Annotated in this window: 12 protein-coding genes; 9 read left to right on the forward strand and 3 right to left on the reverse strand. The window is 41.8% G+C overall.

The window, feature by feature from the left end; genetic code table 11:
- Positions 1–7: 7 nt before the first annotated feature.
- The 5 genes from DDZ16_RS15510 (at position 8) to DDZ16_RS15530 (ending at position 5,641) form a co-directional block, all read left to right on the forward strand.
- Complete coding sequence (locus DDZ16_RS15510) at positions 8–1,093, forward strand: 3-methyl-2-oxobutanoate dehydrogenase subunit VorB (protein WP_232526754.1); 1,086 nt, start codon at positions 8–10, stop codon at positions 1,091–1,093.
- A complete protein-coding gene (locus tag DDZ16_RS15515) occupies positions 1,080–1,862 on the forward strand; it encodes a thiamine pyrophosphate-dependent enzyme (protein ID WP_232526756.1) in 783 nt (260 codons plus the stop codon). Before DDZ16_RS15510 ends, DDZ16_RS15515 begins: the two co-directional genes overlap by 14 nt.
- Positions 1,863–1,874: 12 nt before the next feature.
- On the forward strand, positions 1,875–2,432 hold the full coding sequence (locus DDZ16_RS15520; protein WP_109265403.1) for a 2-oxoacid:acceptor oxidoreductase family protein: 558 nt from the start codon (positions 1,875–1,877) through the stop codon (positions 2,430–2,432).
- A gap of 604 nt (positions 2,433–3,036) precedes the next feature.
- Positions 3,037–3,408 (forward strand): hypothetical protein, encoded by a 372-nt coding sequence (locus tag DDZ16_RS15525; protein ID WP_109265404.1) that lies wholly within the window; start codon positions 3,037–3,039, stop codon positions 3,406–3,408.
- A gap of 121 nt (positions 3,409–3,529) precedes the next feature.
- Positions 3,530–5,641: an amino acid permease gene (locus DDZ16_RS15530; RefSeq protein WP_109265405.1), complete on the forward strand. Its 2,112-nt coding sequence runs from the start codon at positions 3,530–3,532 to the stop codon at positions 5,639–5,641.
- Between the two features lie 141 nt (positions 5,642–5,782).
- Here DDZ16_RS15530 and DDZ16_RS15535 read toward each other — a convergent pair whose 3' ends face one another.
- Both DDZ16_RS15535 and DDZ16_RS15540 read right to left on the reverse strand, forming a co-directional pair.
- Positions 5,783–6,277, reverse strand: a complete 495-nt coding sequence (locus DDZ16_RS15535; RefSeq protein ID WP_109265406.1) for a GNAT family N-acetyltransferase — start codon at positions 6,275–6,277, stop codon at positions 5,783–5,785.
- Between the two features lie 14 nt (positions 6,278–6,291).
- Positions 6,292–6,507 carry a hypothetical protein gene (locus DDZ16_RS15540; protein WP_109265407.1) on the reverse strand — a complete coding sequence of 72 codons (216 nt, stop codon included), beginning with the start codon at positions 6,505–6,507 and terminating at the stop codon, positions 6,292–6,294.
- 300 nt (positions 6,508–6,807) lie between these two features.
- On the opposite strand from DDZ16_RS15540, the gene tsaD reads away from it, so the two are divergent.
- The 3 genes from tsaD to DDZ16_RS15555 are packed head-to-tail and all read left to right on the forward strand — an operon-like array spanning position 6,808 to position 9,054.
- Positions 6,808–7,827, forward strand: a complete 1,020-nt coding sequence (gene tsaD, locus DDZ16_RS15545; RefSeq protein WP_109265408.1) for a tRNA (adenosine(37)-N6)-threonylcarbamoyltransferase complex transferase subunit TsaD — start codon at positions 6,808–6,810, stop codon at positions 7,825–7,827.
- Between the two features lie 9 nt (positions 7,828–7,836).
- Positions 7,837–8,136, forward strand: a complete 300-nt coding sequence (locus DDZ16_RS15550) for a PqqD family protein (RefSeq protein WP_109265409.1) — start codon at positions 7,837–7,839, stop codon at positions 8,134–8,136.
- Between the two features lie 30 nt (positions 8,137–8,166).
- Positions 8,167–9,054, forward strand: a complete 888-nt coding sequence (locus tag DDZ16_RS15555; protein ID WP_109265410.1) for a hypothetical protein — start codon at positions 8,167–8,169, stop codon at positions 9,052–9,054.
- A gap of 21 nt (positions 9,055–9,075) precedes the next feature.
- Here DDZ16_RS15555 and DDZ16_RS15560 read toward each other — a convergent pair whose 3' ends face one another.
- Positions 9,076–9,966: an RluA family pseudouridine synthase gene (locus tag DDZ16_RS15560; RefSeq protein ID WP_146192248.1), complete on the reverse strand. Its 891-nt coding sequence runs from the start codon at positions 9,964–9,966 to the stop codon at positions 9,076–9,078.
- Between the two features lie 154 nt (positions 9,967–10,120).
- On the opposite strand from DDZ16_RS15560, the gene DDZ16_RS15565 reads away from it, so the two are divergent.
- Entirely contained in the window at positions 10,121–11,815 is a 1,695-nt protein-coding gene (locus DDZ16_RS15565; protein ID WP_109265412.1) for a carboxylesterase family protein, read from the forward strand.
- Positions 11,816–12,087 lie beyond the last annotated feature (272 nt).

Here is a 12,087-nt window from a genome sequence, read left to right on the forward strand (position 1 = left end):
ATAGCAAATGAGTGAACTAAGGTTAATGAAAGGCAATGAGGCCATTGCCGAAGCTGCCATCCGTTGTGGAGCCGACGGATATTTTGGATATCCGATTACTCCACAGTCTGAAGTGATGGAAACACTTATGACTTTACGGCCCTGGGAAACTACCGGCATGGTTGTTTTGCAGGCAGAAAGTGAAGTCGCTTCGATAAATATGTTGTATGGAGGCGCAGGATCCGGAAAACGCGTAATGACCTCCTCTTCCAGTCCCGGTATTAGTTTGATGCAGGAAGGTTTGTCTTATATGGCAGGCGCCGAGTTGCCATGTCTGGTTGCAAATGTCGTGCGTGGAGGCCCGGGTTTGGGAACCATTCAGCCTTCTCAGTCGGATTATTTTCAGTCGGTTAAAGGAGGTGGTCATGGTGATTATAAATTAATCGTACTGGCTCCTGCTTCTGTTCAGGAAATGGCTGATTTTGTAGAGTTGGGTTTTGATCTTGCGTTCAAATACCGTAACCCTGCCATGATTTTATCCGACGGGATGATTGGTCAAATGATGGAAAAAGTGGAACTGAGTCCACAGAAGGAGCGCTGGACCAACGAAGAAATTGAAAAAATGCACCCATGGGCCACCACCGGAAAAAGACCCGATCGTGAAAGAAACATCATTACGTCGGTTGAACTGGATTCAGAAGCTCATGAGACTTTCAATAATAAGCTTCAAGCCAAGTATCGTGAAATTGAGGAAAATGAGGTCCGGTACGAACTCACCGATGTTGAAGATGCAGATTATCTGATTGTTGCTTATGGAAGTAGTGCCAGGATTTCAGCGGCTGCGATTGAAATTTTAAGAGAAAAAGGCATAAAAGCTGGTCTTTTGCGTCCCATTACACTCTATCCGTTTCCGTCTAAAAAAATTAAAGAATTAAGTGGCGGATTGAAAGGTGTATTGTCGGTTGAGATGAGTAGCGGACAGATGGTAGAAGATGTGAGGCTGGCTGTTGAAGGAAAAGTGAAAGTTGAGCATTTCGGGCGCTATGGTGGAGTTGTTCATTCTCCCGAAGAGGTAGCCAACGCTCTGGAACAAAAATTGAATGGAGGAAAATAGTATGGCAGAAGTATTTAACGATATAAAAAAGCCTGAGAACTTAGTTTATTCAAAGAGTAAGGTCTTGACAGATAATGTAATGCATTACTGTCCTGGGTGTAGCCACGGTGTGGTTCATAGAATTCTTGCTGAAGTTATAGAAGAGCTTGGTGTTCAGGATAAAACCATTGGTGTTGCTCCGGTTGGGTGTTCGGTGTTGATGTATAACTACATAGATATTGACTGGCAGGAAGCAGCTCACGGCCGTGCACCTGCTGTGGGAACAGCAATCAACCGGTTGTGGCCCGAAAAAATTGTGTTTACCTATCAGGGTGACGGAGATCTGGCTGCCATTGGAACTGCTGAGACAATTCATGCCTGCAATCGCGGAGAAAACATGATTATGTTGTTTATTAACAATGGTATTTACGGGATGACAGGTGGTCAGATGGCCCCAACTACCCTTAAAGGGATGAAATCCTCTACCTGTCCTTTTGGCCGGGAACCTGCTCAGGATGGAAATCCATTGAAAATCACTGAGCTTCTTGCCCAATTGCCCGGAACATCTCTTGTTACTCGTCAGGCTGTTCATACGCCTGCGGCAGTGCGCAAGACCAAAAAAGCCCTTCTTAAAGCTTTTGAAAATCAAAAGCAGAAAAAGGGAACTTCGGTGATTGAGGTGGTTTCTACTTGCAATTCAGGTTGGAAGATGACCCCTGTGGAATCCAATAAATGGATGGCAGAAAATATGTTTCCATTTTATCCGCTTGGGGATTTTAAAGATGAATAAAAACCAAAAACTATGAAGGAAGAAATTATTATAGCGGGATTTGGTGGTCAGGGTGTATTATCAATGGGTAAAATTCTGGCTTATTCAGCTGTTATGCAACAAAAGGAAGTTAGCTGGATGCCTTCGTATGGTCCCGAAATGAGGGGGGGGACAGCCAATGTTACCGTTGTACTCAGTGATGACCGGATCAGCTCTCCCATTCTCCATTCTTTTGATACTGCCATCATTCTAAACCAACAATCTCTCGACAAATTTGAATCAAAAGTGAAACCGGGGGGGGTGTTGTTATATGATTCAAATGGCATTACGCATCATCCCGAGAGAAATGACATTAATATCTACCGTATCGATGCAACCGAGGAAGCATCTCGTATGAAATCGACCAAAACTATGAATATGATTGTTTTGGGGGCTTTTTTAAAAGTTAAACCCGTGGTGGAAATGGAAAATGTTTTGAAAGGTCTCAAGAAATCATTACCCGAAAGACATCATCACTTGATTCCGATGAACGAGAAAGCCATCGAGCGAGGTTTTGAAATTGTTAGGGAGGTGTCATTGATGAATGCCTGAGGAGCATTTATGCTTAATTGATAATATTAGAAGAGTATCCGGGTTGGGTACTCTTTTTTTACATGGTGGGTTGGACTAATTATGATGATTTGGTGCGCAAATATGTAGGGTGCTAAATTTTTTTTTAGATATATGACAACGAGTTTGAAATTCTTCTTTTTGGAAGATTTTTTTGAAGGATTGAGCTCTTTGATAGGTCGAAATTGATGAGAATAGCAGCGCTATTTGAGGAAACCTTGACGAAGTATAAGGGCTCAAGGCTCGAAAATATTCCAAAGGAAAAAACTTAAACAGTTTCTTGGTAGTCTGGAATTGTTTTTCTCAAATAGCAACATCTTAAGCCGGATGCTGAATCATTTTACTCCCAAGTCCCGGAGGGACGATATATCGGTAGAAAACGGGTAACCTCAAAACGACCAGAGTGCCGTAGGCACGAAATAAGCACAATCGAAATTTTCAAAATCTTCAGTAATTAAGCGTCACCAATACCCCCATTGAAAGCTTTTGTTTTCCTGATGAAAATTTCACAAAAAACCATTATCTTAAAGGAGTAGGAAGAGGAGAAAGCGAGTGACCTGTTTTTTTATGAAAAAAAATCTAAAGCATGAAAGAAGGAAAAATACACTTGGTAGATCTTGATTTTGAGTACAAAATGTGGAAAAATCATATTGAATGGTTTTTACGCGATCTCAAAATTGTTCGTGACCGTAATGAAGAAATTTCCCAAGGCCTTGGGCACGGCGAACTCAATACCGTTGAGGAAATGATCATTGACGAATATGAGCAACAATTAAAGAAAATGCAGGGGAGGATTAAAACCCAGGAGCAGGAATTGCAATATTACAACAAAGATTTTCCGGTCACCCCCGATCATCAGTATGTAAAAGAGCATATGGATCTTAGAGGTAAAATGGAAAGGATGTCAAATGAAGTGATTGACAAAATTTCTGATTTAATTAAGGAGTTGAGTGTTTGATCTCTTTTATTGTATGCATTATATGTCTATTGGCCAAAAGTGAACGATCAGTTGCTGTTCCTCAGGGTCTTTTTAAAACAAAAGACTCTGTTGAGCGGTTAAAAGAGTTTAAGTATCGCCTATGCAAGGAAACAGTCGTTTAAAAAAGGAATTGGGACTATTTGATGTTTTTGCCATTAGTACCGGGGCTATGTTTAGTTCCGGCTTTTTTCTATTGCCCGGACTGGCCTCGCAGTACACTGGTCCCTCGGTCTTCTTCGCCTATTTGGTTTCCGGAATTTTTATTTTGCCGGCGATGTTCAGCATTGCAGAAATTGCAACTGCTTTGCCTCGTTCAGGAGGAGCCTATTTTTTTCTGGACAGAAGTTTGGGTCCGTTGATGGGCACCATAGGAGGGCTTGGAACCTATTTGTCCCTGGTTTTTAAAACGGCTTTTGCCATTATTGGTATAGGTGCATATGCCGCCATTTTTTGGGATGTCCCGGTGAAAATGGTTGCTGTTGCTGCAACCATGGTATTTATGGGGCTTAACCTGATTGGCGCAAAAAAGACATCCGGTCTGCAGAATTTCTTTATAGTTTTTTTATTGGTGGTTCTGGGAATGTTTATTTTCGATGGGCTTTATACTGTTTTTTTTACTGAAAAAGTTGAAGGCCCATCCATGAATGAACATTTTACCCCTTTCTTTACCAATGGTATCGAAGGTGTTATAACTACAGCAGGCTTTGTGTTTGTATCCTATTTGGGATTAACAAAAGTGGCGAGCGTGGCAGAGGAAATAAAAAAACCTGAGCGAAATATCCCAATGGGCATGTTGTTGTCCCTGGTTGTTACCAGTGCAGTTTATTTTCTGGGGGTCTTTATCATGGTTGCGCTTATAGATCCCGTTCAGTTTGCCAATGAACTGGCTCCTGCTGCGACAGCCACAAAACTGCTTTTTAAATGGTTGCCTGGCGATACAGGAACCTATCTGATGGTAGGGGCAGCCATGGCAGCTTTTGCCTCCACAGGTAATGCGGGGTTATTATCTTCTTCCAGATATCCCTTCGCTATGGGCCGGGACAGGTTATTTCCACCAAAGTTTACCAAAGTGGGGAAGTCAGGGACTCCTTATCTTTCAATATTGCTAACTACTGGCATTATCCTTATTCTTATTCTGACAGTTTCTGAAGAGGGTATTGCTAAAATAGCCAGTGCTTTTCAGCTTTTTATTTTTATGATGATCAATTTTTCTGTCATTGTTTTCCGGAAAAGCAATATTGAATCTTACGATCCTGGTTATAAGTCACCATTATATCCGTGGATGCAGGTAGCCGGTATATTTATTTCACTGGTGCTGATCATTTATATGGGGTGGATTTCAGTATTGTTTGTCCTTTTTGTAATGACTGTTTCTTTCTTGTGGTATTATTATTATGCCAGAGAGAAGGTGAAACGTGAAGGAGCGATCTTTCACTGGTTTGCCCTGTTAGGAAAATATCAGTATTCAGAGCTGGAGAATGAATTCATGGTCATTCTTAAGGAAAAAGGACTCAGGCAGGGAGATCCTTTCGATGAAACCATTGCGCGGGCAAGAATATCGAATATTGAAAGGGAGATGAATTTTGAACATTTGGTGGATTTTGTATCCGAGACTTTCTCAACAGAAATGCATGTAAGTAAAGAAGCACTGGTGAATGAGTTTTTGACCACATCGGCCATTGAACCAGCCCTGATTATTCCAGAGGTATCTATTCTTTATGGTAAGTGTGAAGGGGTGGATCATCCTTCTTTGCATATTGTATTATCCAGCCGGGGCATACGCAAGCCGGTAGGTAAAGGAGGCATTTCTTCCGAGGATTACATCAGGGTCTTTTTCTTCCTGGTAAATCCGCCGGCTGAGTCCCGGCAGCAGCTGAGAATGTTGTCCAGGTTGGTTGATGTAATTGAAAGAGAGGAGTTCGTAGAAGAGATGTTCGATCATAAAAGCCATCGGAAAATTAAAGAATATCTCCTTCATAATGAGCGTTTTTTTTCCATTCGGTTGTTGCCCGGTACCGAGCAGGCAGGAATGATAGGGCAGCCCCTGAAAGCCGTTGAATGGCCTTCCGGCGTCCTGGTGGCATTGATTGAGCGGGACTCTGAAACATTTGCCCCTCATGGAGATACAGTGTTACAGGAGCATGATGTTCTAACTTTAATTGGGGAACCCAAATCACTTTCTCGACTATTTGACAAGTACCTTATGCAATAATTTTTTACAAGACAAAAAAGCAGAGTGATCTTTTGTGAAAAAAATGATCTCAATACTCCGTTAAACTATTGTGAAGGGGAAAAACACTTGTCTGCCTTTACCCTTTAAGCCAGACAGACCATGAATGGTCAAAATGTTTTGCTATTCCAGAATTTTCTGGTACGCCACCACATCCAGTAACTCGTCAAACTTTTGTCCAACTTGTTTGTAGTGTGCACACTTTTCAAAGCCGCATTTTGCAAAGAGCGCAATGCTGTTCTCGTTGGTTCCGGTAATAACACCTACAAGTACTTTGATGTTTTTCTTTTTAGCAACCTCTTCCAGAAAAGTTACTGTTTTAAAGCCAATCCCCTGTCCGCAAAATTCGGGCTTCAGATAAACTGTGGCTTCCGCAGTGCGGTCGTATGCCTGTCTTTTCTTAAAAGAAGAGAGGTAACAATAACCTGCTGTCTTGTCCTCAACCTTAACAAGAAAAGAAGGATATCTTTTATCATAGAAAGGAATCACCTCCCTCAGTTCCTCAAAACTTATGGGGTGGGTATGAAAAGTAGCAGTGGTTTCAGTGATGTAATAATCATAAATTTCCTTTATAGCAACCAGGTCATTAAGGGTTGCTTTTTCAAATGTAACTTCCATAAACAAGAAATTGGCTATTTGTTAAACAATCTTTTTGTTATCAGCCCGGCCCTTTTGTGCTCTTTTCTGGCAATTAAAAAACCCGTGGTGAAATGAACGATTCCCAGCCCCATAAATATAGCTGACCACAGGAAATGCACGTTAATGGTATGGGTAGCAATTAGTGCTGTTAAAACGATTGAAAGCCCTGTAATAACCCTCCCATATCGAGGCTTTTTCGTAAATCGCATAATTAAGAATGTTTTTTCTGTGAGGTCTAAAGATAATGAATTTGAAATTTGAGAAATGGTTTTTGTTACAATTTTTTTGAAGCGCCGGGTTTATATCAGATGTCGTTAAGTGTTATGCATTATTAACGTGACTGATTTTTTGTATTGTGGTAGTTGCTTTCATTTTTTATTTGGCCTTCAGTTAATGTTTTTTCGAAATAGACTATCAGGATACCTGGTTATGGTAGATTCCATTACCTAAAAATCCAAAAATCTATCGATCTATTGTATCTTTACACCCAAATTAAATGATACATCAATATGAATCCCATAATACTAGGCATAGAATCCTCGTGTGATGATACTTCGGCTGCCATCATCAAAGGAGATATCATACTTTCCAATGTGGTTGCAGGGCAGAAGGTGCATGAAGAATATGGAGGTGTAGTGCCAGAGCTTGCTTCCCGGGCTCATCAGCAAAATATCATTCCGGTTGTACACAAAGCCATGAAGGATGCCGGCGTTAAATCAGGAGATGTTTCTGCTGTTGCCTTTACACGGGGACCGGGTCTTATGGGATCATTGCTGGTAGGCACCAGCTTTGCAAAAGGATTTGCATTGGCGCTCGATATTCCACTTATAGAAGTGAATCATCTTCAGGCCCATGTTTTAGCTCATTTTATCCAGGAACCTGATCAAAAACATGAAGTTCCCGAATTTCCATTTCTTTGTCTTTTGGTATCCGGAGGTAACAGTCAGATTGTTCTGGTTCATGATTTTCTGCATATGGAAATTATCGGCCAAACCATTGACGATGCCGCCGGTGAGGCTTTTGATAAATGTGCCAAAGTAATAGGGTTACCCTATCCCGGAGGTCCGCTGATTGATAAACTGGCACAGGAAGGAGACCCGGAAGCTTTTGAATTCTCCAAACCCCGAATTGCCAATTTTGATTACAGTTTTAGCGGACTTAAAACATCCTTTCTATATTTCTTGCGTGACAATGTGAAAAAAGATCCTGATTTTATTGAACGGCATAAAAACGATTTGTGCGCTTCCCTGCAGAAAACCATTGTTGATATTCTGATGGATAAGTTAATTGCAGCTGCAAAAAAGACTGGGATTAAGGAAATTGCTTTGGCAGGCGGGGTATCGGCAAATTCGGGCTTGCGCCAGGCTTTTATGGAGGGGGAAGAGAAGTATGGCTGGAATATCTACATTCCAAAATTTGGTTATACCACTGATAATGCCGCCATGATTGCTATTACCGGATTGTTTAAATATCAAAAAAAGGAATTTGTTGGTCAGGAGGTTGCACCTTTTGCCAGGATGGCTTTATAGTAGAAAAATATGGAGCAGAAAAAGATTTTTTATCGACTTAATTCAGACAAATTTGTGACTCGCCAAATGGGCAGTGAGATGGTAATGGTGCCTTTGAGCAACAATGTTGCCGATATGACCAGTGTGCTCACTCTTAATGAGGTGGGTGGTGACATTCTGAAAGCATTTGTGGAAGCAGCAACAGTTGACGAGGTAATTGCAAAACTGCTCAAGAGCTATGATGTGGATGAACCAACACTAAAGCTGGATGTAGAGGAATTTATTGAGAAAGCGATGGCTCGAGGCGTGATTGATAAGGTCTCAATTTAAAAGTTATAGAGCACCTTACAAAGAGATGTTATGAATGTATATCTGCCAGGCATAAAACTTAACTTTTCACTACGCTCCACCAAGCTGTTTTTGGAGCCTTTGGGCAGTGCGCTGTATGATTTTCCTCTGACAGAGAATTATGTGGAATTTCATTGCTTCTATTATTTAACAGAAAAGACAGATTTGACGGGGTTTTCGGAAGTCCTCTCCGGAAAATCATTTGAAGGTGCTGAAATTCCTTATAAATGGGCTATTTTAAGTAGAGACGGATATTCAGGTATACATGTTGAGTTTTATGATGATCCCCACCTGTTGAGGGCTTTTTGTCTGATCGATTTCCACAAAAACACTCTTGAAATATCTCTCGTTCCTAAGGTTACAGGGAATGTTATTAAGGTTGATCCACTGTTTCAACCAATGGGTTCAATTCTGATGGTTGTAATGGCTCATCAGCAAAATGACGTTATAATTCATGCTTCAGGTGTTGATGATGATGGAGTTGGGAGATTGTTTACAGCCGTTTCAGGAACCGGGAAAAGTACCATGGCAGGTATATGGAAAGAAAAAGGGGCGAAAGTGATTAATGATGACCGGCTCTGGTTGCATAAGGGTAACGATAAGTGGTACATATTCAATACCCCCATGCCTTATTATGCTCAAACTCCATCATTTGTTGAGTTGAATGAAATTTTTCTGATACGCCAGTCACTGCAAAATGAGTTGAAGCAACTGAATGGTGCCAATGCTGCCATGCGATTTATGGCCAATGCCATTCAGCATTTTTACGATAAAGAAATGACCGGACGGCATCTGGATCGAATTTTGGATATTGCCTCTAAGGTGCCTATTTATGATTGTGGTTTTAAGCCCGATGTGGAAGTTGTAGAGACCATAAGGTGCCTGGGCAGTGGTCAGTGATCGGTAGTCAGTAATCAGTGGTCAGCGATCAGTGTACTTTTGGAAACGTTTTTCTTCACCAATCATGAATTTTTGAAATTTGGGAGGAGTATCGATGTTGAGGTGCATGATTTGATGTGTTTCGGGATGCAGAAATTTTACTTCGGTGGCACATAAGAAAAGACCTTTACCCATTAAAATGTGACCTTCATTTCCATAGATTTTATCCCCGAGTATGGGGAAACCATCAGCTGCCAGGTGTTTGCGTATCTGGTGAGTGCGGCCCGTAACAGGAATGGCTTTTGTAAGAGTTAAAGCCTGACTTCTCAGGGATGGAACGGAATACCTTTTAGAAAAAAGTGTCTTTGCAGGTTTACCCTCAAGCGCCAGATCAGATTCCCAGTTATCTGGCGTTTCTCCCATAACTACGGCATGATAAGACTTTTGAATCTTTTTTTTCTCCATTTGCCGGCTGAGATATACCCTTGCGCTGCTGGTTTTGGCAATTATGATCAGTCCACTGGTTGGGGCATCCAAACGATGAATGGGTTTTGGAAAAGACAGTGCATCAGCCAGTGAAGATATTTGCAGATGTTCGGGAAGGGCATTTTCAAGGGTGCGGAACTGATTGCCACTGACTACAACCCCTGATGGCTTATTGACAACGGCAAGATGCTCGTCCTCATAAACAACATCCAGCTCTATATGAAATACCTTTCCCGGGTTTTTGTCAGGTTCGTGCCATGCAATTTCTTCTCCGGGCTTTACTAAATGGCCGGTGGTTTCCGGCTGTCCGTTGACATAAATCTCCTGTTTTTTGATTGCTTTCTTGAAAGCAGATTTGGTGGGTAAATTGGGGAATATTCCCGGGCCGTAGTCGCTTAGTCGTTGTGATTTTGCTACCGAGGGAACTATGTGTTTGTGGCTTGTCATGAGAACAAAATTACCATAAATAGGGCATGTTGCAAGTTTTTGTGTTTCGGGTTGTGTAATAAAAGAATGTTGAGCTAACAAAATAAAACTCTTACTAAAAAACTTTCACTATTTTTGAAAGGATGTTCAATAAACACAACAAAAACCTTCAGATATGTCTTTAAAAAAACTTCTTTTTTCATTTCTTTTAGCAGCCAGCACCTTCATGGCAACAAATGCGCAATACTACCAACCTGGTCCCCAGGTAGAAACTTTCTATTCGGAGATTGATGATTCGGAACAACCTTACGCACTTTATCTGCCTGAAGATTTTGATCCTGATAAAATTTATCCATTGTTGGTGATGCTTCATGGTGCCATGTCAAATCACCGTTTGGCTTTGAAAAGAGTCTTTGGCAAAACCAATCTGCCCGGTGAAAGCGATGCTGAAGCTTCGCGTTATTTTCCGGAGTGGGACAATGTTCAGTACATCGTTGTAGCGCCTTATGCCCGTGGCACGATGGGCTATGTAGGAATTCCGGAGGATGACGTGATTCAGGTGATTGATAAATGCCGGAAAGACTTTAATATTGACAGGAACCGGATTTACCTCACCGGACTTTCAATGGGAGGCGGAGGCACCCTTTTCATGGGAATGGCTTATGCTGATTTGTTTGCCGCTATTGCCCCGGTTTGTCCTGCGCCACCTGACGAATATTTTGATATTGCAGAGAATGCATTGAATATACCTGTTTCGGTTCACCAGGGCGGAGCTGACCCGGTGGTTCGTCCCGAAGGAACCCGTCGCATCGTAGATGAATTGCGCAACATTGGAACCATGGTTGAATATCATGAGTATCCAGGCGTTCACCACGATTCCTGGGCCAATGCTTATGAGAATGAGAAGATATTTGAGTGGTTCGATGGCATTGAAAGAGATCCCTTTCCTGCAAGGGTAAGGTATGCCACTAAATGGTACAAAAATCCCAAAGCCTATTGGGTAAAGATTGATAAACTAACTCCCGGTATGCTTGCAAGAATAGATGCTGAGTTTACCGGTTCCAATGCGGTTGTCGTTAAAACGGATAATCTGGATGCATTTTCGCTCAATTTGAAAGGCCACCCTCGTTTTGATACTTCTAATTTACTATCTGTTACCATTGATGGAAAAGAGATCAACAGTTTACCGAAGTATAATCATTCATTCGTCAGGAAAGAGGGGAAGTGGGAGACTGGAAAATATCACGCTCCCGTGGTGGCTAAAAAACAAGGTCTGGAAGGCCCGATGTACGAAGTGGTCACCGATCGGCATGTTTTTGTTTACGGCACACAGAATGATTCGGGTAAGGAAGAAATAAACCAGCGAAAAGAAATTGCCAAAGAAGCTGCTGATTTCTCAGTTTCGTTCGGTGGTTTTTTCGAGCAAAACAGTGAAGTGAATCCCCGGGTTATCGCTGATCAGCAGGTAAGTCGCGATGATTTGTTACATTCTAACCTTGTGCTTTTTGGAACAAGCGAGACGAACAGTGTAATTGCTGATATGGCCGATGAGTTGCCTCTGCAGCTTGAAGCCAAAGGAGATAGTCTTGGACTTGCTTATTGCTATCCCTACAATGGCAATCTTGTTGTTGTTAGTTCCGGATTGCCGTTTTGGACATTTGTCCCTGATGAAAATGGCCGGGAAACTGACCAGGTCATTCGCTTCGGAGGAGCCACCGGGGCACAGGCATTGAAAGGGATGAAGGATTATATTTTGTTCCGGAAGAGTAACCACAATGTATTGGTAGAAGGGATTTTTGATAACGATTGGAAATTACCGGTGGATGTTATTGAGAAGTTGGAGTCTAATGGCGTGGTTGTGAGAGAATAAGTTGATGTGTGATTGGTTGCACAGCAGCCTGCCTCGACCCGGGAAGTAATCTCGGCCTTCTCCGGTTACCGGTAAAAATCATATTGTTTTATTTGTTCATTCTGCAAATACGTACTTGCATATTCCATTTATAATGTCCCCGAATGGGCATAGCCGTCAGGCTTACAAAGCCTAAGTGCTTGATTTGAAGATTGGTAAACAGACGCAACTCACCCCTTTCGGGATGATAGTCGAATTTTCTTCATATATTTGCTGTGATTTATTTAACAATA

The sequence above is a fragment of the Marinilabilia rubra genome (assembly GCF_003121985.1).
GTDB classification, from domain to species: Bacteria; Bacteroidota; Bacteroidia; order Bacteroidales; family Marinilabiliaceae; genus Marinilabilia; species Marinilabilia rubra.